Origin of the sequence: Bradyrhizobium yuanmingense, assembly GCF_025200905.1 — a bacterium.
GTDB lineage: Bacteria > Pseudomonadota > Alphaproteobacteria > Rhizobiales > Xanthobacteraceae > Bradyrhizobium > Bradyrhizobium yuanmingense.
Window position 1 is genome coordinate 6049794 of sequence record NZ_CP104173.1, and the last position, 24626, is coordinate 6074419.

Annotated in this window: 16 protein-coding genes and 1 pseudogene; 9 read left to right on the top strand and 8 right to left on the bottom strand. The window is 57.9% G+C overall.

All coding sequences use genetic code 11. The features are described 5' to 3' along the window. The first annotated feature begins 881 nt into the window (after nt 1-881). From modC to ahpD, 7 genes are all read left to right on the top strand, one after another. Entirely contained in the window at nt 882-2012 is a 1131-nt protein-coding gene (modC, locus tag N2605_RS27990; protein ID WP_260344023.1) for a molybdenum ABC transporter ATP-binding protein, read from the top strand. 1055 nt (nt 2013-3067) lie between these two features. Continuing rightward, nucleotides 3068-4591 (top strand): S10 family peptidase, encoded by a 1524-nt coding sequence (locus tag N2605_RS27995; RefSeq protein ID WP_260344024.1) that lies wholly within the window; start codon nt 3068-3070, stop codon nt 4589-4591. 2589 nt (nt 4592-7180) lie between these two features. After that, entirely contained in the window at nt 7181-7372 is a 192-nt protein-coding gene (locus N2605_RS28000; RefSeq protein ID WP_260344025.1) for a hypothetical protein, read from the top strand. Between the two features lie 369 nt (nt 7373-7741). Further along, nucleotides 7742-8119 carry a hypothetical protein gene (locus N2605_RS28005; RefSeq protein WP_260344026.1) on the top strand — a complete coding sequence of 126 codons (378 nt, stop codon included), beginning with the start codon at nt 7742-7744 and terminating at the stop codon, nt 8117-8119. Continuing rightward, nucleotides 8082-8576, top strand: a complete 495-nt coding sequence (locus tag N2605_RS36600) for a PilZ domain-containing protein (RefSeq protein WP_425248824.1) — start codon at nt 8082-8084, stop codon at nt 8574-8576. Before N2605_RS28005 ends, N2605_RS36600 begins: the two co-directional genes overlap by 38 nt. A gap of 3684 nt (nt 8577-12260) precedes the next feature. Next, nucleotides 12261-12815, top strand: a complete 555-nt coding sequence (locus tag N2605_RS28015) for a peroxiredoxin (protein WP_260347512.1) — start codon at nt 12261-12263, stop codon at nt 12813-12815. A 6-nt stretch (nt 12816-12821) separates the two neighbouring features. Next, the gene (ahpD, locus tag N2605_RS28020; RefSeq protein WP_260344027.1) at nt 12822-13358 is read left to right on the top strand and encodes an alkylhydroperoxidase, AhpD family; all 537 of its coding nucleotides are present in this window, start codon (nt 12822-12824) and stop codon (nt 13356-13358) included. 248 nt (nt 13359-13606) lie between these two features. On the opposite strand, the gene N2605_RS28025 is transcribed toward ahpD, so the two are convergent. The 7 genes from N2605_RS28025 to nifH all read right to left on the bottom strand — a co-directional run bounded on the left by N2605_RS28025 (nt 13607) and on the right by nifH (nt 21286). After that, on the bottom strand, nt 13607-13903 hold the full coding sequence (locus N2605_RS28025) for a ferredoxin family protein (RefSeq protein WP_057028523.1): 297 nt from the start codon (nt 13901-13903) through the stop codon (nt 13607-13609). A gap of 39 nt (nt 13904-13942) precedes the next feature. After that, entirely contained in the window at nt 13943-15250 is a 1308-nt protein-coding gene (locus tag N2605_RS28030) for an FAD-dependent oxidoreductase (protein WP_260344029.1), read from the bottom strand. Nucleotides 15251-15261: 11 nt separating this feature from the next. Next, on the bottom strand, nt 15262-16371 hold the full coding sequence (locus N2605_RS28035; RefSeq protein ID WP_260344031.1) for an electron transfer flavoprotein subunit alpha/FixB family protein: 1110 nt from the start codon (nt 16369-16371) through the stop codon (nt 15262-15264). A gap of 984 nt (nt 16372-17355) precedes the next feature. Continuing rightward, the gene (nifW, locus tag N2605_RS28040) at nt 17356-17697 is read right to left on the bottom strand and encodes a nitrogenase stabilizing/protective protein NifW (RefSeq protein ID WP_260344033.1); all 342 of its coding nucleotides are present in this window, start codon (nt 17695-17697) and stop codon (nt 17356-17358) included. Between the two features lie 342 nt (nt 17698-18039). Next, nucleotides 18040-19227, bottom strand: a complete 1188-nt coding sequence (nifV, locus tag N2605_RS28045; protein ID WP_260347513.1) for a homocitrate synthase — start codon at nt 19225-19227, stop codon at nt 18040-18042. Between the two features lie 230 nt (nt 19228-19457). Continuing rightward, nucleotides 19458-20249 carry a nitrogen fixation protein NifQ gene (locus N2605_RS28050; RefSeq protein WP_425248870.1) on the bottom strand — a complete coding sequence of 264 codons (792 nt, stop codon included), beginning with the start codon at nt 20247-20249 and terminating at the stop codon, nt 19458-19460. 152 nt (nt 20250-20401) lie between these two features. Then, nucleotides 20402-21286, bottom strand: coding sequence for a nitrogenase iron protein (gene nifH, locus N2605_RS28055; protein WP_027571409.1), 885 nt, complete (start codon nt 21284-21286; stop codon nt 20402-20404). A 580-nt stretch (nt 21287-21866) separates the two neighbouring features. Here nifH and N2605_RS36605 point away from each other — a divergent pair. Both N2605_RS36605 and N2605_RS28060 read left to right on the top strand, forming a co-directional pair. Beyond that, nucleotides 21867-22262 (top strand): annotated as a pseudogene (locus tag N2605_RS36605) (thioredoxin domain-containing protein). Between the two features lie 295 nt (nt 22263-22557). Next, a complete protein-coding gene (locus N2605_RS28060; protein ID WP_260344035.1) occupies nt 22558-23289 on the top strand; it encodes an OmpW/AlkL family protein in 732 nt (243 codons plus the stop codon). 439 nt (nt 23290-23728) lie between these two features. On the opposite strand, the gene N2605_RS28065 is transcribed toward N2605_RS28060, so the two are convergent. Continuing rightward, nucleotides 23729-24076 carry a (2Fe-2S) ferredoxin domain-containing protein gene (locus N2605_RS28065; RefSeq protein ID WP_260344039.1) on the bottom strand — a complete coding sequence of 116 codons (348 nt, stop codon included), beginning with the start codon at nt 24074-24076 and terminating at the stop codon, nt 23729-23731. Nucleotides 24077-24626: the final 550 nt, after the last annotated feature.

Genomic DNA, 24626 nt, shown 5'->3' on the forward strand with positions numbered 1-24626 from the left:
CATATCATTTCGATCAGCCCTTTTTCCAAGCGCCCGGCAGCCGGCCTTCTCCCCGCGCGCACATCGGAAGGTGTGCCAAATCGGCGCATGGACTTGTGCATCATTGACGAGTTTTACGGCCGCGTGTTCGGCAAAGCACATCTCAAATGCAAGAGGCGATGGTTCATCCTCAGCTTCATCTCCTAGCTCCTGCATGTGCGGTTGGTGACGCGAGTGTCCAAAGCCCTACAATGAGATGCGGCAATTTAAGAGGTCCGGTGGAGACCGATACAAGGCCCCCCTTGCCGCTAGAAGCGGCACGCGAATTGCTGGGCAAGGATCAACCAAAGCGCTGCGAAGAAAGTGGTGGCGGCAGGACCGGAGTTCCAATGAGGCTTATCCGATACATTCTGATCGACCTGGCTTTGACGCTACTCGGACCCAAGAATGCACACGCCATCGCTATCGCGCCCGGTGCAAACCAAGTCAGCTAGTAAAGCTCGGGGATTCTTGATGGGGATTCCCGGCCCCGAGGCCAGCGTTCAACTCTGGCCGTGAGCGGACATGTACGCCGTCAAATCTCTCAAGGCGCCATTTGGACATTCAGCAGAAGCCCTTGGCACCTCGAAGTGAGCTGACAGCCTGGCGTGCCGGAAAGGTGTCTTGCTTCTCTTTCGCAAGCGCGGGACAGGACCCGACTGTCTCGATCCTCACGGCGCGAGCATGTACCAAGCCACTGATATTAACATGGCTCTGCAGTCCGCCGCCGCACCTATGCCCCTCCGCTGGCGGAGGCGCCGTCCTGGAGCGGCGGAGTGAATGGTCAAAGGCATAGCCATCACCTCCATTTGCGCGACTTGTGTTCGCGGCTTGATAGGAAGATAGAGCACAGGCACAGGTACATGAGAGAAGAAAAAGCAGGCTATATTGAGGTCTACTTCAACGGCTCTCTCGCGAACATTCCGCTGGATGCGCAATTCAGCTTACCAGCCAAAGGCGTCACAGCGATCTTTGGTCCGCCGGGGTGCGGCAAGACCACGCTCGCGCGCTGCATAGCTGGCGTGCAGCGTCTGCCTGACGGGTTCTGCGCGATCGATGGAGAGATTTGGCAGGATAAGACAACCTTTCGGCCGCCTCATCGGCGTCCCGTCGCATACGTATTCCAGCTGCCTACCCATTTTTCTGGCTGGTCTGCACGGCGCACCCTTCTCTACAACACGTCAAAATCGACATCGGCACTGATCGATTTTGATGGTGTGGTCGAATTACTCGCCTTGGCGCCACTGCTCGAGCGTTTGCCGTCACATCTTTCTGTGGCCGAGCGACAACGACTTGCCCTTGGCAGAGCGTTGTTAAGCCAGCCTCGACTGCTTTTGCTGGACGATCCGCTCATTGTGCTCGATCGCTCCGCCAAACGCGAGATCATGCCATTTCTCGTGCGCATGCGGGACAAGCTCCCATTGGCGATGATATACGTTAGTCATGACATGGCTGATATTGAACATTTTGCCGATCATCTTGTCATGATGAAAGATGGCGCCGTGACTGCAGCCGGACCGCTCAATGTCGTTCAGAGCGCTCCGGAGCTTGCCAGGCGGGACGAAGCGGCAGTCTGTCTTGATACCCTGGTCGGCGGCTATGACGGACGCTATGGGCTGCTCAAGCTTCGCCTCAAGGGAGAGCGGCTTCTGATACCCGGAGCGCCGCTGAGACCCGGCACGAAACTGCGGCTCCGAATCGCAGCCGGCGACGTCAGCATTGCGTGCAAACCCCAGCGTACAAGCTCTATCCTTAATGTATTGCCGGCACGCATCAAAGCCTCTCTGCCGTTCGACGAGGCTGAAGTCACCTTGGTTCTGTCTATGGGAGCTTGCAATTCTGGCGTTCCGCTTTTGGCCCGCATCGCGCGTCGCTCCTTTGATGAACTACGGCTCAGCAATGGAGCGGACGTATTGGCGGAAGTCACGCGCGCTGTTCCACTCGGGGCTGCCCAGCCGCTGTTGCAGCGTCTGCCAAATCCGCAACTTCCATAGCTGTGCCTCGTACGAGAACCACATCAACAGATCCCGGCCGAGAATCGTTTCTATAAATGGATGAGGCTCGAATACGCGGACAATTATCGACCGTTGTATCCCTAGGCTACGGGCCGATTTTGCTTACGATCTCGCGCAGCAACGCGTACGCATCGGTGGCATCGTCCAAAAGCGAGGCGATCTTGGGAGATCTGCTGCTCCATCTGAGCGACCAGGAAAATTGTTTGGCTCTTCCCTCCAGATTTGGGGCAGCTGGCCCGCTCGACTTAACTGTTCTGTTGATGCTTATCGCTACCGGTTTGGAGCAAACTCGCCAACTTGGCGCAACCGATTGATCTCGAGCGGCATAACTGGAGTGGGGGACAAATCATGCGCTTGCAGTGGACCTCCCAGTCGCTAGCCCGGCGGTATGAGAGCTTGGGTATAATCACGGCAATCGCGCCGAAGGTCTCTGCTGGTTCGCAAGACGAGATGGGCAAGGCAATCCCCGCGCATGTACACATCAGCCGCGCAGCCGATCGTGATCTCGGGATGGGCTTGCGAGGGGGAGCCGCCACACCTAGCCAGCTGCATCGCAACAGAAGACCATCTTTCTGCAACGAGGAGGCGCTCGCGCGCCCTGTGCCGAGCGCGCCGGCACAAAAATCACTATTTCGGGTTGCAGCAGCCAAAACGGGCTGAGGCGATCCATTGGTTCTTAGCGAAGCTGAACTAGGAGTCAGGCCAGGATCCAATACTCACTCTGACGATGGCGGCAAGGTAAACGACGGCCAGGAGATTTCTCGCAAGCTGTCGTAGCCGGTTGTAACGCGCTGAAACGTCCTTGAGCCGGCACAGGCCCGCATCGATAACACCGCATGCTCGCCGGCGAGTTGGGGGTCCACCCGGTTAGATTTGTATGCACGGAGGGAATTCGCCCTTTGTGCGCGCACGCGGTGATGATGACGACTACTGGCTCTAGTAGGTTTGTTGTACCCCCAAATGAGTTAGCGATCAGAATTGCTTTGACAGATGGGTTCCGCGCACAGGGTGCGCGCCGGGACAGGAGAAACTCGATGCATTTGGCCGCGCTGCGCCGCACCTCTCTTGCGCTGATCCTGTTTGCCTGCGGGGGAATTGAGAGCGCTCTAGCCGCCGATCCGCCGCCTGTTCAGGTCACTACGCCGCCCGGCCAGAAGGCTGGCGCCGGGCAAACGCCGAGTATGCCATCGCCGGCCGAGCCGCATCGCCTGCCGCCGGACTCCAGCACCGCGCAAACGCTTGAGCTCCCCGGGCGGACGCTTTCTTTCGTCGCGACCGCCGGCTCCATCCGCCTATTCGACGACAAGGGCGAGCCCCAGGCCGACATCGCCTATACTGCCTATCAGCTTGACGGAGCCGACCGCGGCTCGCGCCCCGTAACATTCTTCTTCAATGGCGGACCGGGCTCATCATCGGCCTGGCTGCACCTCGGTAATGCCGGACCGTGGCGGTTGCCGATCAATGCGGACGAGGTCACGCCATCGACCTTTCCGGAGGCGCGGCCAAACGCGGAAACTTGGCTCGATTTTACCGATCTCGTGTTTCTTGACCCCGTAGGCACCGGCTATAGCCGTTTCGTGGGAACCGGCGATGATGCACGCAAGCAGCTCTATTCCGTTGACGGCGACGTTAACGCGCTCGCGCTGGTGGTCCGCCGCTGGCTCGAAACGCATGCCCGGCTGTTGTCGCCGAAATACATCGTGGGTGAAAGCTATGGCGGGATTCGTGGGCCAAAGGTTGTCCATCAATTGCAGACGCAGCAAGGCATAGGCATCAAGGGACTGATCATGGTCTCGCCACTGTTCGACTACAGCACGAGCGTGCTGCGATACGTCGCAACCCTGCCAAGCTATGTCGCGACCCTGCGCGAGGCCGAAGGTCCGGTAAAGCGATCTGATCTCGCCGACGTGGAAGCCTATGCACGCAGCGAGTTTCTGGTCGATCTCATCAAGGGGCAGGCGGACAATGAAGCGACCACGCGTCTGGCCGATAAGGTCGCAGCGCTGACCGGCATCGACCAAGCGGTCAGTCGTAGGCTCGCGGGCCGCTTCGGACGCACCGAGTTCCGCCGTGAACTCGAGCGTAAAAACGGTAAGTTAATTGGCAATTATGATGCCTCGGTGCGTGGCCTCAATCCGTATCCGGACTCCGATTCCCCACTTTCCGGCGATCCCTCCAGCGATACGCTATTGGCCCCTCTGACCAGCGCCACTGTCGATCTGCTTACGCGCAAGCTTAATTGGCGGCCGGACGGGTCCTACGAGCTGCTCAACCGCGCGGTTGGGCGGGCTTGGGATTTCGGTCGCGGCTCTCCAGAGTCCCTTTCGCAGCTGCGCCAGATTCTGGCAACGGACCGGAAGATGAAATTGCTCGTCGCACACGGCCTGTTTGACCTCGTCACCCCCTATTTCGCATCGCAGATCGTGCTGGATCAGTTGCCGCCGTTTGCCTCGGCGCCGCGCCTCAAGCTTGTAGTCTATCCGGGCGGCCATATGTTCTATTCACGGGATACCTCGCGCCAAGCTTTTCGTGCAGAGGTCGAAGCGATGATGAAGTAACGCCGACGATTTGGTCACAAGCAAGTTCGCGTCAGGCGAATGACGCCGAGAGACTTGTATCTCACCTAAAGTCAGGAGCAATGCTCCTGGACGGCCGGGGTTATGATGCGGACCGGAAGAAGGCGCATTGGCCAACATTCCGCCGCACTGCAATCGCTGAGATCCAATCAATCTTCGCTCGCATCTCTATTTGAGCCCGGAATTCCGTCGAGCGCTTCCTCAACAACGTCACGCATACCGGCGCGTGGCACGCGAAGACAAACTCACCGCCAACTACCCGGCCTTCGTCCAACTTGCATCATCATCAATCAGGCTGTGGGTGGATGTTGATGAATGCCCGTGCCAAAGCTGGAACGATCTTTGCTACCATCTCGCGGCTGGCTCAAGCCTGCAAGAAGAACCGGCGCGCTGAGAGTACATCGGGTCTGGCACGAGCAATGTTCTACGGCTATCAATCAAAATATGTCGCTTGCAAGAGCACACTCATCTTGCTCCTGGCCTCGACCATCGTTTCGCTCTCTGCAGCGGCACCGGCATCCGCCGCGACTTTTGCGTTGCCACCCGCCGCCTCTGACACATCCGCGGCAGCGACCCCAATTCTGCTAGCCCGCGACGTCGCACCGCCTCTGCCTGGAGCGCTAGAACGCCACAAAGCGGGGACGGCATTAATAGCCCGAAGGAAAGTGGACAATTGTCGATGCGACGACCCCCTAGGAACCCTCGAGCCGGCGACATTGCACGTCGTAGAATTCTTAGCAGCCTTTCTCGGAATATGCGGGTTGGTGCTTTACCAGTTAGTGAAGCTCCACGACAAATACAAAGATGGGAGATTTAGCTAACACTACCAGGCAAAAATTGACGTCGCGCAACTGGTTGAGGGTGACTCGGTCACGAGCAATGTCAGTACGCCCCCTCAGCGGCGAGAGCGCCGTTGCGCGCAGCGCACGGGAAGTTGTCGCGGGTCAAGGACTGGTTCGAGTTTGAGCGAGGTCCGCCAAGCACTCGGTGCGCGTTCATCACTTCTGCAACATTCTCGTCCGGCGCCTCGTACGGCTTGCCCGCCGGCCTCCGCGCCAGGTCTCTGACGGTGGACGGCCCGAACGCATCTGGTGGGGCGGCCAAGCTGCGTCGGGAAGCAAGCAGCAAAGCCGGCAGCAACGCCGACCGTTGAACAAGCTGGCGTCGGTTCACGTGCTCTCCTAGTCGCTACTGCTGCCCGGCCATGCAACGACCGCGGCGCCCGCGAGTTCCATTAGCAGCCATCTCCGGGCGAAGAATCGCGGAAGTGGGACTCAGAGGCCGGCGACTGAGGCGGCGTTACTGGCGCTAGGAGACGCTGTGTGGCTCACTGTCAGTGCCGGGGTGTCTTGCGAAGGATGGCACGCACGCTGAGGGTCGAACGGGCGCGGGCACGATCGTTCCGCCCGCCGAGCGGTCGCAAGCCATGGGCCGACGGGCCGCTAGCGCCTCCTGCCATTGGGCTTGCTTCGGCGAGGCGCTTCTTCGGCTTGGGCCTTGTTGGCTTTTCGCTCTGTTCAGCCGCGAGAACTCGGGCTCGGGTTTCCTCTAATTCAACCAGCGCAGAAACGATGCTCTGAAGACGTTCGCGAATTGCAGCAGCAGCCGCTCGACCGCGGGTACTCATGGAGGCCCCCACTTGTTCTTCTTTGGGGCCGCCGTTGGGGACCCGCTCGGAGTGTTCCCTTTTCGGCGAACCTGGTCGTTAACAAATTTAAATGACGACCACCACGTCCCAGCCAGATCGAGTTGTTGCCGGAGGGAACATTGCAGCATCCTGCCAACCGCGTATTGTCGATCGCGAAGCAGCAGAAGCGCGCCAGGGGCGATTGAGCGCCGGGTCGGGTGCGTGACGAGCCCCGATAGACAGACATCCGCATCATCGCCGAATGACGAAATGTCTAACAGATCGATGAAGAGCGCGGTGCGCTCAAGGTCATAGGGAGACGTTCAAACCGGCGTCCTTGCCACGCAACTTCCCGATGGCCAATGCCTGGACCGAAACGGCTTTCTAGATTCTGAGCTGCAGTTCGCGCGATGCTCGCCAGACAAGATGCTCTCAGCGTCGGCTACTGACCTCGAAGCCGTGAGCCATCAAGAGCACGACAACCTTGCGCGAACAAGCTGTCCAGAAAATGAACTACCTATCGGATGAAATGGATGCGACGACGGGTGAAGGAAATCGATGATGGCTTCGCGATAGTCGAAGGGGTTGTCCTGAGCGAGTCGAAATCGCCGTTGTAACTGCTCGCAGATATTCACCAAAACACACGTCGAACGGCGGGCAGTAGTCGATGGCAGCGGAGGAGTGAACTGGACTACAAGTCGAGATAATATGCGCGGGTTCCTCACCGGACAGGTGATCGTGGGATCGAGCCCGCAATCCACCCGACTGGCTCCTCCATTCGCGCAATCGCGTTCGACGGCGCTCCGCTGGCTTCTTCAGGTTGAAGAAGGCACGACGCGTTGCATATTTGCAACCCGCGCGCCCGCTGAAGAGAGTAGCCTGGTTGACCGGAATAACGAGAACATACTTCGTTTTTTGCTTCGAACGATCAACGGGGGCGAAAAGTGTTTGATGTCTATCGCAATGGCAAACGTGACTTACTCGTTCTAAGCACAGGCTCCGCGATACCCGATGCTTACTCCACCATCAAGTGGCGCAAGAGTAGAAAAAGAATTCTCAGAGTAAGCGACGAGATTAGGTCAACCGTTCAACGACAAGGGTATTACGCCCGTAACTTGCTGGACGCGAAGAAGTGATTTGGTTCGGCGCTTAGGAACGGGTAATTTTTGCAATCTCGAAACCACCACCCAGTCGGCAGCTTTGCTCTCGCTTTCTCGGGGTGGCCGCCACTTGCTAACTTGGAGCCGACCTCCGGCCCTTGCCCGAATTTCGATAGTGCACAGAACGCGACGCACATACTACGATACCTGCTGCTCGCAACCTCATAATTGTTTGTCAACCGGTTTGGCGTAAGTTCTTGAATATCTATCTAAGACGGGTCGGCGTGGCCGGTCGTGGTGGGGGCTCAATCCTCATTGGCTTCTCGTTGCACCGCATACTTGTAGTTTTCATTGCTTTTTGATCACTTTCGGCACCGCCGCCGAACCAAATAGAGATGTGCGACAATGTCGTCGGTGCTTACATTTCGCCAACCGCACAACGCGAAGTCTAAGACAACCGCCTCGCCCCAGAAACTGCCTGAGATTCTGGCGAACGTCGCTGCTCTGTTGGCGCAAGTTCAATCTATCAACATCCAAACAACAGACGACATACGTCACGCAATTTTCATTCTCGAACTCACCAATAGCTGCATCCGGTTGCTCATCGAACAGACCACACTGGATGAGACGATCATAACGAGCTTGCTGACCCGGTCGGCAATGATTGATCTGCGTATTGCCGAGACGCGAAGGGAGGCGGCGCATCTATTTGGAGAAAATGATTTGAAATTGAGGATTGCGGACCATGGAGAACAATCGAAAGGCGCACCGTGTTCGGTTTGAGCACAAGCACATCGTGAGCATCATGGGTGTCGATGGAACGTGGCGGCGACGCTGCATTCTCGTCGATGCCTCGGCGAGCGGTGCCAAGCTTGAGGTCGAGGGCTCAACAGATCCCCTGAAAGCACAAGAATTCTTCTTGGTGCTGTCCTCCACCGGCTTGGCTTTTCGACGCTGCGAGCTGATCTGGGTGGATGGCTCTCACGTCGGGGTTCAATTCGTCACCGCAAAGACAAGGCCAAGACGAACGCAGGAAAATATCTCGTCAGCTCACAATGATGTTGTCGAACGCCGCTATGAAAACACCAAAGCCAAAACAGTGGACGGGCCAGGAGGTTCGGCGCTTAGCCAGGCTCGCTCGCCAAGGAGTTGGCGCATCGAAAATCGCTGCCGACTTGGGCCGCCACGCCGGTTCGATCATACGGATGGCGCGGACATAGGAGTGCTGCTGAAGAAGTAGTGCCCGTCGCGGACACCTCCGTAACTTTACGGAGTGCTGTTTAGCGTCTACTTGCGACCCGATCTGTGACTAGCTAATTTTGGACAGTGGCGCATGACCGTTGAAGCTCTGGGCGACGATTCTTCAGAACGAACTGCATTGGGCAGCGGCATTCATTGCCTTCTCGGACCATGATGATTTCGCTTCATCGAGTGGACAGCTGAGCTGACTGTTTGCGTGAAGATTAAGGGAGGCGCTGGGGATTTCGCCTTATACTGAACCGGCAACCATCAAATCAGTGCTGTTTGTCGTCGCTGTTGAGCTACGAGCGTTCATCTGGGGCGCCGACCGAGGCTATGGAATGAGGCCGCTAGCACGGAAGTAAGCGCCACACCCATGCCGGCGCGTGTGCCCGCCCTTGTGCTGCGCCGCCTGGCCTGCCGCCTTGCTCAAGTAACCGAACCTTCGAACGAACCAAACCGAAACACAAAGCGAAAGGGACGCGCGAGGACAACCGCACGGTGTCCGCGGGTCCTTCCGCTGCGGTCGTTTGGGGCTTGTATCCTCCTACCTCCGATTGCATACTCTTCTCGTTGTCGCCTTCATTGTTTCAATAGTCATTGTTCGAGGCAGTAATGAGTAATCGAGGTCAGGTTTACAATTATTCGGCTATTCTGCGTGAACGGGTCGAGGGCCTCATCGCACTATTTGACGAACTGCAGACGCTCCGGCGTCGCCTGCGAGCCGCTAACGCGAGAAGGATTGGTCGGCGTATTCCGAAGCCGGTGCGGAGGCGGAGGGTTCTTCGTCGGTGATGGCTCGTCAATGCAACGATCACGCCCCCCGCTGCGACATTGCTACGAATGCGCATCAGGTCGCTTTGAAACACCTCCCTTAACCGAGTGCCGGCGCAACTCGAAGCATTGGAGCAACAGTTTTCCGGCACGTTGACGGTGCGCGATTCTTCATTTGCGTCGTGTGCATGGCTCAGGCCTGCTCTCTTTACAAAGCAGAGTGGGGGATGGGATTGATTGTGCGCGCGGGATTCTTTCTTGCCTTTTGCCGATCCCGCTTGGTCGGAAGCTCCCTTCGCGTCACCACAGGCCCGCAGGGCGCATGTCTTGCAGCGAGGTCAGATACTACGTCTCGGATATTCCGCACCACTGGCGGAGATGTACGCTCGCGATCACGGCGCGACCGACGCACGGATAGAACTCGCGCGAGGTTGCTTGGCCCTAAACGAGACTGCTGAAGCCGAACGACCACGCGCTTATACCGATTGAAGTGGTTCCAAAATGGTTGATGCGTGGCGTTCATCCCGGAAGCTCGCTCAAATGTGGGCGGTGTACTTCGCAATCTTCAGGGGCTGGTCCGGCCTTGCGTTCGCACCCCGATCTGGTGGCACGAGACAATGAATCCATGTCGCCGCCAGATTTGAGCCCCCCTGGCTGCCTAGGTCGGCGAGGCTACCGCGAAAGTGAAGAAGACCGTTCGTCGGCACCGGCAAGAACAGGAAGTCGGCTGTGTCATTCCCGTTCCGATCATCGACAATGCGAAGGAATGCGCGGAGAGCGTCGGCATTAGTACCCTGGCCCACCCGAAAGGCCATGAAAGGATCTACAAACCGGGTCCGGGCGGCAAGATTTGGATTGCTCGCCCACAACTCCTGCCCAGGAGTTCGTAGTCTCGCTGGAGTGCTCGTCACCTAGCCATTCCCTCGCTTCGAGCACCCGTCCGCTGCGGTCGCCGGCAGAGACACCCGCAGCCGAACCAGAGACCCGGGCCTTAGAAACCGAGGATGGGCCAGGATGATGGACAAATTGAGCGTCGCGACGTCCTCGCGGACCCACCGTGATGGAGTAGGTCTACCCGTTGATGGAGACCGGCCGGGGAGCCATTCGCGAAGTCGGCAACAGCATTTTATTGTCCAGTACATCGAGCAGGAACTCCGACACCGGCTGTGAGCCATGCTGCCAATCCTGAAAGACGAGATACAATGGCCTTGAGCTCTTGAGGCATACCCGATGCCCCGATGAAGAAGGGAGGTCTGCCGGCAGGGCTCTGCACCGGCCTTGACTGGGCATCGACCCTCCCTCTGAAGCCAATCACTAAATGAGCGTAGTGTGGAGGCCATCGTCGAAACGGCGGCTTTCTCTTTGCTGGTCGCCTCAGGTCCAAGCTTGGACAGAGCGACGGTCAGAAAGTCGTCGATGGTGGAGATGTCCTCCGGATGAGCCGACAATGTTGCGCGTCCCATCAGTTGGGCGCCGGCTCCGACAGCTTGGAGCCCGTCAGCCCCGATCCTGCGCAGATGAGACAGTGCCGCGCTGAGGCGGTCACGATCATCGCCACCAGATTCGACGTACTCGTCCATTTCGGCAGTGAGCGACCTTGGTTCATTGAACGCCCGCAGAGCCAATGGCTCCTTATTTCTGTGCTCGGAGCCAACGAGCAAACGTGTTGAGCGCTTGCACATTGGACTTGATCGTAGCAGGCGGAACCTTTCCAGTGCCGCGGTCTGGTACCATCGGGAGCAATTCTGTACTCTTTGACGTTCTCCACGAACTGGCGGATTATCCGCTCGTTCTGGGAATGCATCGGTTGCTCTCGCGTCTTCACAAAAGCTGGGGCGGAATGGGATTTGCAGCCTGAAAACTGCAGAGTGTTTTCAATGCTCCACCCACGTAGTTCCTGCTATTGGCGCTCGCACCTTCATAAATTCATCTTTATAGACGGTCAGCAGATCAGCATTTGCCAAGCAGGTCCTTTAGCGTGATGCCTTTGGGTCTGAGGAACCCTCGCTGAACATTCGAAGAGCCGTCACGTAGTTCTCGATGGTCTTGGTCTTACGGTTCGCGCCAACCCAATGCCGTCTTGAACTCGCATGCGGCACATCGGGGTCGAACTTGGGCTGATCGATTGCCGTTCGGAATTTGATACTCGCGATTGAAAGTTCTGCTTCACATTCAATTACGCCGATTCCCTCACATCTACGACAAGCCGGCCGAGCCTGCACAGCCACATACCCAATGCACCTAAGATCTTGAGACCTTGAGGTCTCTCCTTGTGATCAAGACGCTTCAGAGTGATCGCCGCATGCATGATCCAGACTGTACAACCTGACGCTACGTTGAGTTCAAGCCCCAATCGCCGCCGACGGCGGGCCTGGTTGGCTTTCAAGCGTTTCAGGATCCGGCAAATCCTCAAGCCTGGTCATCTACCTGCCGCTTCAAGCGCCTCCATGTGCGAACCGCCGTCGCCTATGGCTACTCGCACCGTGCTTGGCAACGGCGCGCATCCGCCCTGACTAGCGCAATCTGTTGTCGCGGCGATACAGCCGCTCCTGTTTGCGCCAGATGCTACGAACCTCGGGTTTCGTAAGGTTTGGTTGTTTCCATTAGATCGCGGCAGGCCGACAGTCCTTTGGCACATTGATGGCAAGATGGCAGTTTACTCTGAGGGACGCAGAACGGGCTTTGACCAGACGCTTGCAGGCGAACATCTCAGGCGGTCGCGTAAAGCAAGAACGTTTTCATGAGCTTTGGCAAGGAAGCGCTTGGCTACAGATTCGTCGCCGATCGACGCTCCAAGCTCACGGGCATGCCTGTATCCAAGCCTCTGAAATCCAACCCTGAGAATGGATGGCATATTGTTTGCTTCAACAGTGAAGTGACAATCTACAAAACGCAAGTTTGCGAGGACAGCATGCTCGGAATTGGAAGTCAGTTGCCGCCATTCGACATCACAGGCGTGAAGCCCGGTTTTCATACACAGGAAGAAGAAGGGCAGAGTGCATTTGAGACGCTGACTGAGCTGAGCTTTCCGGAAAAATGGAAGATCATCTTCTTTTATCCCAAGGACTTTACCTTCGTCTGCCCGACAGAGATCGCTGAGTTTGCCCGACTTTCCAAGGAATTCGCTGACCGCGATGCGGTTGTGCTGGGTGGTTCGACTGACAACGAGTTCTGCAAACTTGCTTGGCGGCGCTCACATGTCGACCTGCACAATCTGCCAATCTGGCAGTTTGCTGACACAAAGGGAACGCTCGTCGACGGCCTTGGCGTGCGTTCACCCGAAGGAGTTGCCTATCGTTGCACATTCATTGTTGACCCCCAAAACACGATTCAGCACGTCTATGCGACCAATCTCAGTGTCGGGCGCAGTCCTAAGGACACGCTCCGCGTGCTGGACGCGCTGCAAACGGACGAGCTCTGTCCCTGCAACCGCGAAATCGGCGGCGAAACCTTGAACGTTGCTTGAGGCAGCATGTCGTCGATCGAACAAATAAGCGACAGAATTCCCGATTTCGCAAAGGATGTCAGGCTTAACTTGACCTCCTTGGTGGCCGATGAGACGCTTTCGCCGCAACGAAAATACGGGCTGCTGCTGGCCAGTGCGACTGCCACCCGCAATGCAGCCCTCGTTGCCGCAATCGAATCCGCTGCGTCCGCTGTGATGACCTCTGTAGCGATCGCCGCAGCGAAAGCCGCAGCCCCCGTGGAGGCAATGAACAACGTTTACTACCGCTTCGCTCACCTCGTTTCAGACCCGAAATATAAGACGATGCCGCCACGGCTCCGTATGGACGTGATCGGCAATCCCGGCGTGGACAAGTCTGATTTCGAGCTGTGGTCGCTTGCGGTCTCCGTCATAAACGGATGCGGTGTCTGCATTGATGCCCATGAGAAGACACTGAGAGCCGCTGGCGTCGATTCCGAAGCGATACACACTGCCGTGCGCTTCGCTGCGATCACGCAGTCGGTAGCGATCGCCATCGAGGCCGCTGGGCCAGTCCCCACTTAACCGGGAGGCTGATCTTTACTCCTGCATCCGATCGACGGAGTTGGAGCGCCACTCAGTGGCACCACAACGGGGTCCTTGCGGCTCCCGAACGAGCGTCACGTCGGATCACCTCAGCAAGTCATGTTGCGCAACGTCCTCATGAGAGCGTGACCGAATTCCCGCCGCCCTGCAATTTGACACGGAATGGGCCACAGGAGGGTGAGATCCTGTCGCCCAGCCCCGATCGCGCGACGTTCGTTGGTTCACCATCACCCAAACTTGAACAGGACGCCATACCCACCGCGCGGATGGCTCCATTGGATGTCGCCGGTCGGCTCGGCGATAACGCGACAGGTACCGCACTCAATACAGCCATCAACCGCTACCTCGACCTGGCCGCCGTCGTTGATCTCGTAGCATCTCGCGGGGCAGACCTTCAAAAGTGCAAGTAGCTGCGGCGATGGCGTTGTGTGCGCACGGACCTTGACGTGCGGTTGTCCGACGTCGACAAGATAGCGGTTGTAATACAACTTGTCTTCGACGCGCACCTGGGAGTCGAAATTCATGCTTTGGCCTTCCATTGTTGAACTTCACACCTGTTGCGATCAGCGCCAAGCCCGGGCAAAGCGACAAGCATCGCTGAACAGACCTGACCATGACCGCGCCTTGACAAAGGCTTTCAGGCTCGCCTTCTCCTTTTCGGCCTTGGGCGTACCATCGACGCGCACAAAGTTCTGCATCGCCTTAGAGATGAGCTGCGGATAGGTGAGAAAGAAGTTTTGAGAGTGGGTGTGCATTAGGGGCGGCAAATCCTTGTACTTCTTCAGATCTTTGATGACGAAGGAGTCGTCCAGCATCTTCCTGTAGATTGACAGATTTGTTGCACTCATCGGTTCGCCGCGCGATTTTATCAGACCTATCGCTTCGGCGGCGATGCGACCGGAGGTCATCGCGAGATTGGAGCCCTCACGATGAATGGCATTGTTGAGTTGGGCCGCATCGCCCACTACGACCCAGCCTTCCCCATAAAGCTGCGGGATCGACTTATAACCGCCTTCAGGAATGAGATGCGCCGAATATTCCTTGACTTCGGACCCTTCTATCAGGGGCGCGACAGACGGATGCCTCTTGAATTGTTCGAGCAGACCGTACGGCGTTTGGCCCGTGCGTTGGAAGTCGGCTACGAGACAACCGATGCCGAGCGAAATGCACTCTTTATTGGCGTAGATAAAACCCATCCCGGTCATTCCGCGGGAAATGGTGCCGGCAGCCTCGATCACGACACCTTCATCGCCCTTGAGATTGAACCGCGCCTCGATACTCTCGCGAGGCAGGAAGTGCATTTCCTTCACTGCGAGCGCAACGTTGTCGGGTGTCGGACGCGCACGTAAGCCTGCACGTGTGCCGAGCAGGCCATTGACCCCTTCGGCCAGCACGACGACGTCGGCATGTATTTCGCCATCTCTGCGATCTGTACGAACACCGACGATCCTTTCACGATCGTCCCGTACGAGCTCGGTGACGGTGGTCTCGCACAGCACGATCGCACCAGCCGCACGCACCTTGGAAGAAAACCATTTGTCGAACTGGGCGCGTATAATCGTGTAGCGGTTCGGCCGCTCCTCGTTGAAGTCCTCCGAACGGTAATGCATGCCGACATGAGACCGATCGTCCATCATCCAGAACCGCTGTTCGATCAGGTGACGTTCGAGCGGGGCCTCCTCTCGAAACTCGGGAATTAGCTTTTCCATCATGTCGGCATAGAGGATGGCGCCCTGCACATTCTTCGAGCCGGGATATTCGCCCCGCTCGAGTTGCAGCACCTTCATGCCGCGTTTGGCCATCGTCAGCGCCGCCGCGTTGCCGGCCATACCGGCCCCGACCACGATCGCGTCGAATCTTTCTTCAATCATCAGCATCTCCTCTAAACCGCAATACGGGCGCGCGAATCTGGCAAAAGCCGCGCGCGAAATGCAGCCGTCAGCGCCGGTAGCAATTGCATGGCATCACTGACGATCGCGAGATGGGCGAAGTCGAAGATCGGAGCGTTCTTGTCTGTATTGACGGCGACGATCAAATCCGCGCCCTCGACGCCAACCCGGTGCTGGATCGCACCGGAAATGCCCGCGGCAATATAAAGCTTCGGCCGGATGGTTTTGCCTGTCTGGCCGATTTGCCGGTCAGACGTAACCCACCCTTTTTGCACGAGAGGACGCGAGCAGCCATATTCAGCCCCAAGTAGACTTGCGAGCTCGCGCACCAACCGAAAGTTCTCAGGCGATCCTAGTCCCAGGCCGCCCGCAACCACGACATCGGCATAGGCCAGATTGGACGTTTCTGCATCGCGGTCGGGCAGGAAGGACAATACTTTTGTGACAATATCGTCTTCGACAAGGCGGAGCGGATGAACGACGATACGCGCGGCATCGCGTTCGACACGCTCAGGCATCGGCATGACCCGCGGGCGGACGGTGGCCATCTGCGGACGATAATTCAAGGTGTAAATCGTGCAGAGCAGCGAACCGCCAAAGGTTGGCCGCGTCGCCGCAAGTGAACCATCGGCGTCTACGTCCAACGCGGTGCAGTCCGCAGTGAGCCCTGTCAATAGGGTCGTCGCCACTGAACCCGCGAGATCGCGACCGAGCGTCGTCGCACCCAGCAGCAGGATCTCGGGCTTGTAGGTGTTGACGAGCTCGGTTAGCGCCTTGGTATAGGATTCGTTGCGGTAGTCCGACAAAACATTGTCGCTCACGAGATAGGCCAGATCGGCGCCATAGCAAAAGGCTTCAAGCGCGGCGTTACGTGTGTGCTGACCCTCCGGACCAATAACGACAGCGGCAAGATTCACTTTTAGCCTGTCGGCAAGCCTGCGTCCCGCACCCATAAGCTCCCAAGAAACCGGATGCACCTGACCACGCTCCAGCTCGACGAAGACCCAGACGTGCTTGTACGACTTGAAGTGCTCCGGCAGTTCTTTCTTGGCTGCTGCGCGGCCGGCCGTCGCTGGCATGGCCGTTCTGCTAACGTTGCTCATAGTTTACATTCCTTTCAACGATAGGGGCGCCCGCGCCAAGGGGCACTTTTTCCTCTTCATTAGCTGAAGATCACTTTTGGTTAGCAAGTGGCTGGCTGCTCTGCCCCGCCTGCGTGCGCGACCGGCCCCACAACAACACGCGCCGTCGCAATAAGACGCACGCGTCCGGCCGGACTTGGAGAGGTCTTCCTCACTGAAGCCTTGTGCGCCGGATTCGACGAGCGCCACCGCGGCTGGCCAGGGCGCCGTGGTGATTCCAACCGATAGCTTCGGAGCCTGAGTTGGCGAGTTCGTTCGCTGCGCAGCACCTGCGCCCTAGTCCGGCCCAACGGGTCCACATTGGCGGTGCCAACGAGGTCGATCTCGGTAACACTTCTATCACGCAATCCATGCCGAGGCTCCACCGAAAGCAGTCCGTATGGGCCGAAGCTCGCGCTCGTCGTGGCGCAGTCCTCATCCGCCAAAAGATGGGCACAAATTCGAGCGGGATGGGGGACTAATCCGATGCGGATGATGTTGTGCATGCAGACTGCAGGAGTCGCGCGAAGCGGAGACTTATCCATTGACCACCGTCTCACCGTCGCCAGGGCACTTTGATCGCGTCAATCGCCGCTTCGAACGGAGCTAACGCGATTATGGGCCTCGAGATGATGAAGCAGGGATCAGCGGGCAGTAAAAGCAGCATCATAGGTCCTCCTTCACACTCATCGCGGACGACTGCCATCTCTCGGCATCGATGGCAGGACAACAGCAAGTGTCGTACCAGTTGCAAAGACCATTGAAAGTCAGCCGAAAGAAATGGCTTGCGACACAATTCAAACAACCTCTCATACCGTAGACGCGAGCAGTCTAGACATGGTCGGGAATACGACAGCGGCCGCTTCCGTCATGGCTTAAGAAGCTTGAGCACGATCAAGAGAAGGCCCGCTATGGGATCTCTTTCGGCAGCGGTCGGGCACAATTCGCTCACTGCGCAACGCTAGATCACTTCAACTCGCTCAGCGGGACAAAGGCCGCGCCCTTCTTAGGCTCTGCGACGGCGTCCTTCAAAACCTTGAACACACGCTGCTCGATCGGTGACGATGCCACGAAATCGGCATAGGCTTGCTCCAGCATCGCCTTGCACCGAGCTCTGATTTCCGCCTCTGGGGCTCCAGCAAATTGCTCTTCGGCAAAATATTGTCCCATGCGCTTTAAGATGTGAAGGCGAGCGACGTTCACTATCTTAGCGTCGTATTCTACGCCAAGCAGCGAAAAGAACTCCTCTGCCGACGAGGCCTTGCCGAGCCGATCCAGGATACCGGCTGCTGCGGATGAGTTGATCATGGAAATTCTCCTTCGGATTAGCTCTGGAAGGTAAATGAGATGGGGTGGCGCCTGTTGACTGCTGGCGGGATCAATAGCCAAGCCACGATCGAGGCTGACGCTCGTCAGGACGGTCGCCGGACCGGAACTCACCGCGAGAAGACGCCGATTGGCAGTGCCGGGCGGCTCGCTATTGGGTAGGAGATCACAGTATGTATGGCGGAACGGGAAGTAAGATCGGGAGGTGAGATTGCGCCAGGGGATCTGACGTGCGAAAGCTGGACGCCGTTCGGACCCATCAGCGATATCGGACGCCGTCCTTGCGGCGCGTCTGTTTGCGCAAACGCTGCTGGACACGGCTTTTCACGCGGGGTGGTTTGCCAGGCATCCGCACACGTCGCGCCAGATCGCCGCCACGGTGTCGCGCTCGACCGGCCGCTTGTGCTCGATGGCATATTGGCGGACTTGCGACAGAATCTGTCTGGCTTGATCGGCGCTGGCCACGAGTTGCAGTTCATCGAGTAACGCGGTGATCGCCCCAAGTCCGGAATGCTTGCCGATCACAAAGCGGTTGCAGCGGCCAAACAAAACGGGATCAAGCGATTGATAGGTGCGTTGATCCTTCAAAAGGCCATCGACATGAATGCCGGATTCGTGCGTAAATACATGTTCACCGACGATGGCCTTGTTCATAGGAATCGCACGTGCGGCTGCGGCTGCTACCACCGCGGCGACGTTCTCGAGCTCCGGGAGTAGGATACCGGTTTCGCGCCCGTAGAGCTGCTTGAGTGCGACCGCGATTTCCTCGAGCGGGGCATTTCCGGCCCGCTCGCCCAGCCCGATGACGGTCACTGAGGCGTGGCTCACGCCGGCCTTGATAGCGGAGAGCGTGTTGGCGGTTGCGAGTCCGAGATCATCGTGACCGTGAAATTCGAGTTCGAGATCGGTGGTCGCACGCAAATTCCTGACCAGCACGTAGGTTGCGTCGGGATCGAGTACACTGAGCGTATCTGCAATACGAAAGCGACGCGCGCCCGCGGCTTTTGCAGTTGCCATCAGTCTGATGAGAAAATCGATGTCGGCGCGGGAGGAGTCCTCACCACCGACGGCGACCTCAAGTCCGCGCGCACAGGCATAGCCTACCAATCGCTTCACCCGTTCCAGCGCCAGGTCGCGATGACCACCTAGCTTGGCCGCGATCTGGACATCGGAGGTCGGGATCGACATATTGATCATGGACACCTTTGCTTCGATCGCCGCGTCGACATCCGATTCCCGCATCCGGCACCAGCCTATGGTGGTTAGCGGAAGATCTGCTTCGACAATGGCGCGAATGGCGGCGATCTCCTCGTTGCCCATCGCCGGCGTTCCCGCCTCGATCTCCGTGACTCCAGCCCGCGCCAGCGCCTGCGCGATCGCTAGCTTTTCCTCTGTGGTGAACGCAACGCCAGGTGCCTGCTCGCCGTCGCGTAATGTCGTGTCGTTGAGCACGGTGGGCTTGGCGCGCACATCCTTGGACCAAGACGATTTTGCGGCGGTGCTAGCGGCAATCACGCGAGAGCTCCTTGTTGTTTGACCCACCTAAGCTTCAGCAAATGGATTGTCGTAAATGCGACAGGCTCATGAAGCGACGCCTTGCCTATTGCCCCACCGAGTTCGAGCTTTAATGCAGTTGCGGCGCGCCAGGATGTGAGAATTGTTGCAAGCCCGCCGCCGCCTTGGACACATGGTCACTCGCTTGCAGCCAAACGGCATACCCACTCCTCCTCTCCCCGCGCGGCCTACAGATAGGGCGAGGCTTTCGCGGATGACGATGCGATCGTGGACTCTTCCGGCAGTTCAGATGACGGATCGCCGGCCACAGCCGGCCGCGCTGCCGCTTGCGACAGCAAATCGCGCCGACCCTCGGCTATCCGGCTCTCACCGCTTTCTTCACCGAAGCAGATGTTGAATTCGTTGCATTGATTGCACACGGGTGTCGTGCACATCACAAGGCCTTCGTTCTCGCAAAGCATGCGGTAGAAGAAGCGCTTCCAACGCATATTATCGACGTTGCGCGCGGCAAGCGGCGCGAAATGGCGGCTCAGCAACAGAGAGAGTTCGGCACGATTGCGCAAGCCGAGAGCTTCCCACAGATGGTCCGGCTCAATGGCCCGGCGCGCGATCATCGCAGCCAGCCAGCGGCCGACATCCCCTTCCGTCGAGCGTTGCTTGAGCAAAAGATCGCGAAGCATTGCGATCTCCTCGTGCTCTTCCCACTTGAAAGGCGAGACCTGCAAAGGCGAGAGCTGCTCGGCCGGCTTGATCCCGGTTGAGGGAAAGTACTGCTGCAGCAAGGCCGCCAATTCAAGGCCGGACAGGCCGACCTTTTCTGAGAGGGAGCCACCATCCATCGTGGCAGCCGCCAGGACAGACGCCAAGACATGACGATCGAGATTGCTGTTGATCGCGATATCGGCATCTGCAGGGGGCACGCCGGTGAGCAGGCGGTAGGTTGCAATTCCGGCTTGCAACTGGCTGTTGGCATCAACAGCACAGGCAGCCATGAACGGAACGATGTGCGGCTCGGACATACTTTTGCGGGTATTCACAATGGCAAGGTTTGCCACGGCGCATCCTGGTATTGGTGAAGGTCGATCGTCAGTATGCCGGCCCCCCCCGGGGAGGGATGGTGAGGGAGACCGGCATCCGTCGCGCGCCTTTACAAGGCCACGACTCGCTGTCTTTACGAGGCTGCGAGTTCGGCGGCGGTCTTGCCGATGATGGATTCATCCACGGGCTTCATAATGCCATGCTCCATCAGCATGTCCTCGAGCTCATCCATGGAGATCGGGGTCGGGATGATGCCTTTGCCGCCATTATTGTGAACCTTGGTCGCAAGATTGCGATAGTGATCCGCCTGCTTGGAATCGGGGGCATACTCAAGTACCGTCATGCGCCTTAATTCCGCATGCTGCACCACGTTGTCGCGCGGCACGAAGTAGATCAGCTGAGTGCCTAGCTTCTTGGCCAACGCTTCCGCCAATTCGAGCTCCTTGTCGGTCTGCCGCTCGTTGCAGATCAGCCCGCCCAGCCGCACGCCGCCGGAGTTTGCGTATTTCAGGATGCCCTTGGAGATGTTGTTCGCGGCATACATCGCCATCATTTCACCGGACATGACGATGTAGATTTCCTGCGCCTTGTTCTCACGGATTGGCATCGCAAAGCCACCGCACACAACGTCGCCAAGCACGTCGTAAGAGACATAGTCAATGTTCTCGTAGGCGCCGTTCTCTTCCAGAAAATTGATCGAGGTGATGACACCGCGGCCGGCGCAGCCGACACCTGGCTCAGGACCGCCGGACTCCACGCAGCGAATGTCCTTGTAGCCGACCTTCATGACGTCCTCGAGCTCTAGGTCCTCCACGCTGCCGGCGCTCGCGGCAAGACTCAAAATCGTGTCTTGCGCCTTGGCGTGCAGAATTAGGCGGGTCGAGTCCGCCTTCGGATCACACCCTACAATCAGGATTTTCTGACCCATCTCGGCTAGCGCCGCCAGCGTGTTCTGCGAAGTGGTGGACTTCCCGATGCCGCCCTTCCCGTAGAACGCGATTTGTCTTAGTGAAGACATGTTGCTCTCCATCAACCGATTTGCCAAACGTTTGCGCGCTTCTTGTGCGAGCTAGTTTCTCTCGCAGAAGCGCCGGCACACAGGTTCAAGGGAAGGAGCGCAACGCTCGCCTTACGCGTCGACGTGCACTCAGCCCTCACTCAGTGTTGCTGCAGCTTGTTAGCAACAGCCGTGCCAATGCTTGACCGCGCCCCTTAAGCTTCTGATTGCGCTTCCAAAAGCCAACAAGCCGCTGCGTGGTCGTTGGCTGTTTTGGACGTGGCGGGATCTGCGCGGCTGTCGGACAACGAACAAACAACCACAAACGTCAACGCCAAAAGCCGAATTGACGGGAACCTATTCCGATGTCGCAGGTGGATCGGAACTTGCTGCTCCTCGCAAGCCGAGCGATCGGAGGAGAATGAAGGGACGCCTCGAAAACTAGGGGCCAGCGGCGAGTATTGCAAATGCGGCACAGCGCTTGGTGCGCTGACGTCGGCGTTGAGGCCGCAAGAACTTCGAATGGGCTTGCGGAAGCAGCAGCGCAGTGCCTCTCGTTCAGCTCAGAACGCCTACACACGTATGCCGTGGCGACAATCATATTTATCAGAAGCCCGGCTGTGTCAATAACGCGTCAGATTCAAGCGCTCCGGTCCGCCGGACATGACGTGGTCCTGCAAGAGATCTTGAAGCAGCCATGGCATTCGGACGAATTGCGCAGCTTCTTGCGCAATATGCCTGTCGATCCCTGGTTCAACCGAGCCGCGCCTCGTATCAAGTCGGGCGAAGTCAATCCCGATTCTATCGAGGCGGCAGGCGCACTGCATTAATGGTAGGGGATCCGCTCCTGATACGACGGCCGCTGATCGACGTAGACGGGGCACGATGTGCGGGCCTCGATCGTGAGCCAATGCTGTCGCTACTTGCCGGCAAGACTCAAGATGACCTGGAGGAATACTTGCACGAAACAAACCGCACGCATTGCCCGCAGACGTGAAGACGCTGAGCGTATCTCCAAGCCATCAAGCGAAGCAAAGAATGACGTCTTCCACTTCCGGCTTGCTTCACGGCAAGTACACGCGGGGACCGAGTCGGCCTGCCGCAAACGATTCGCTTGGAACGAACAACGATAAGAACAGAACCCGTTTTCGGGACCGTGACTCTTATGCAACTTAGCGGGACGATCGCGCTAACGGTCGCTCCCATTTGATTGGTGTCAAATGCCCCGCCGTTGCTCATGTGTGACAGAGATCCCGCGCGGCCTTCGCGCGAGTTTTGGAATGGAGACTTCGATGAGAGTACGAACGGTTCTGGCGACGGCGTCGGTCCTCGTCATAGCGACCTCGGCGGCCAGCATTTCGGCACGAGGTGCGGATCTGGATCAGGCGCCGATCTACTATAAAGCGCCTCCAATAGCGCCCTGCAGCCCCTGGATGATCCGCCTGCGCGTGCTGGGCGTTCTGCCTGAGAGCGCAGGTAGCTCGGTCAACGTTGCCGGGACGCCATTGCTGTCTTCACCAAGTTCCGGACTTTCGCTCAGCGACAACGCCATACCAGAACTCGATATCACCTACTTTTTCACGAAACACGTCGCCGCTGAGCTCATTCTCGGCGTGACTAGCCATCACATCAGCGGCAATGGCGTGCTCACTGGGCTCGATATCGGCAAAGCCTGGCTGTTGCCGCCAACACTAACCCTGCAATATCACTTCACAGATTTCGGCCCGCTCAAGCCCTATATCGGCGCGGGCATCAACTACACCGCATTCTTCAACCAATCGGCAGCCAATACCTCCCTTGCCGGTCTTGCCGTCACGGACCTACACATCAAAAACCAATTCGGCGCGGCGATCCAATTCGGCTTCGATTACATGCTTGATCGCCACTGGGGTCTCAACTTTGATGTGAAGAAGCTGTGGCTGCGGCCGGAGTACTCCGCGACAGTAAACAATGCGATTGCCGTCACCGGGCGCGCCAATATCGATCCATGGCTCGTCAGCGGCGGCGTCGCCTACAAGTTCTAAAGCTAGAACAGGACCAGAAAGGCGGCGCCGTTTGGTCAGCTCGGACGCCGCGAGGTTATCGAGTGCGCCTCCTAACCTCTCCGCCGTACGACGGGGAGCCAGCTGACGCGTCGACGATGCGTCAGCTGGCGGGAGGCAGAAAGCCGTCGGCAGCATTGCGCTCGCTATGAGCTACGGATCGCACGGCACCTGAGTGACGGTACACATAACAGATCGGCTCGGCATATAGTCATATCGCTGGGTCGTCGCGCGTTGCAACGGACCCATTTGCCTTATTCGGCCTTATAAAGACAGCGATACGCCGAAGGTCAATGACCCTCCTTCGCAGAACCGGGGACGAGAGGTGCCGGCCGATTTCAGATGATCCGAGCTCCTAGCTGGCAAGCTGATGGGCGAACAAGCCGTGCATGGTTGCTGCGAGTCGCAGCCAAGCCCGCCTTTAGCTCCGCTTTAGCACCATCACAAGGCGATCGACACGTTTGCCCTGCTTCAGGTGGGAGTTGACGACCTCGTCGACATCCCCAGGTGTGGTCACGCGATACCAGACTCCATCGGGATAGACAACCAGCAAGGGACCAGAGTTGCAAAAGCCAAGGCATCCCGCCATCGTGAAGCCAATATCGTTGAGGCCTTGTGCTTCGATCGCCTTGCCCATTCGATCCCACAGGGCTTGCGAGCCAGAGGCACCGCAACTACCGTGTGGATGGCTTGGCGGACGTTGCGTGTTGCAGGCAAAAACATGATGCCTATGGAGCTGAGGGATTTTGAATTCGTATTCTGAGTTCATGCGCTTATCCTGTCTCGCTGATCTAAGTATGAGGTGCTAGCACATTTCCCAACGATCTCATTCATTTCCACTCGCGCTTGCGAAAACAGACGAAATGAGCGGATGTGGTTGTCGCCGCCGAAGATGACCGAGATACCTTCGCGCCAGAAGTCGCCTCCTGCTCACCCCGCTTCTCCTGTTATGTCGATCTCATAATTCATTCATCGCTTACTCACGATCTAACTCCTCCAAAGCACACTTTGCACACCTAGGCGCAGCTTTCGTTTCTGCAACGATCCATTTCTTTGTCCCGCGCGATCGGAATTATGTCCGAAGTTGCGGTCGTGTCGTTCGCTCCTCGCTCCTATCAGCGATCCGCGACGGCTAAGAGCCCATGGCATCGATCAGTTCGACTCGATCGACGAACGAACGGACGGACGGACGGCAAAAACCTCGTGTCTATTCGCTCATTAAGTCGCCTGTTTCTGTTCACTTATCTCGGCCTCGCAGTTACGTGCTTGAAGACATCGAGCGCAGTCCGGCTCAGCCGAAAAATCCCGCGACCACGCGT

Bases quoted from the DNA above. Each gene is read 5' to 3' on its own strand.
- N2605_RS28065 (WP_260344039.1), bottom strand. From the start codon at position 24,076: ATGAACTCAGAATACGAATTCAAAATCCCTCAGCTCCATAGGCATCAT.
- N2605_RS28060 (WP_260344035.1), top strand. From the start codon at position 22,558: ATGAGAGTACGAACGGTTCTGGCGACGGCGTCGGTCCTCGTCATAGCG.
- N2605_RS28025 (WP_057028523.1), bottom strand. From the start codon at position 13,903: ATGAATTTCGACTCCCAGGTGCGCGTCGAAGACAAGTTGTATTACAAC.
- N2605_RS28035 (WP_260344031.1), bottom strand. From the start codon at position 16,371: ATGAGCAACGTTAGCAGAACGGCCATGCCAGCGACGGCCGGCCGCGCA.
- N2605_RS28030 (WP_260344029.1), bottom strand. From the start codon at position 15,250: ATGATTGAAGAAAGATTCGACGCGATCGTGGTCGGGGCCGGTATGGCC.
- N2605_RS28015 (WP_260347512.1), top strand. From the start codon at position 12,261: ATGCTCGGAATTGGAAGTCAGTTGCCGCCATTCGACATCACAGGCGTG.
- N2605_RS28050 (WP_425248870.1), bottom strand. From the start codon at position 20,249: ATGTCCGAGCCGCACATCGTTCCGTTCATGGCTGCCTGTGCTGTTGAT.
- N2605_RS36600 (WP_425248824.1), top strand. From the start codon at position 8,082: ATGGAGAACAATCGAAAGGCGCACCGTGTTCGGTTTGAGCACAAGCAC.
- N2605_RS28005 (WP_260344026.1), top strand. From the start codon at position 7,742: ATGTCGTCGGTGCTTACATTTCGCCAACCGCACAACGCGAAGTCTAAG.
- ahpD (WP_260344027.1), top strand. From the start codon at position 12,822: ATGTCGTCGATCGAACAAATAAGCGACAGAATTCCCGATTTCGCAAAG.
- nifH (WP_027571409.1), bottom strand. From the start codon at position 21,286: ATGTCTTCACTAAGACAAATCGCGTTCTACGGGAAGGGCGGCATCGGG.
- N2605_RS27995 (WP_260344024.1), top strand. From the start codon at position 3,068: ATGCATTTGGCCGCGCTGCGCCGCACCTCTCTTGCGCTGATCCTGTTT.
- nifW (WP_260344033.1), bottom strand. From the start codon at position 17,697: ATGATCAACTCATCCGCAGCAGCCGGTATCCTGGATCGGCTCGGCAAG.
- modC (WP_260344023.1), top strand. From the start codon at position 882: ATGAGAGAAGAAAAAGCAGGCTATATTGAGGTCTACTTCAACGGCTCT.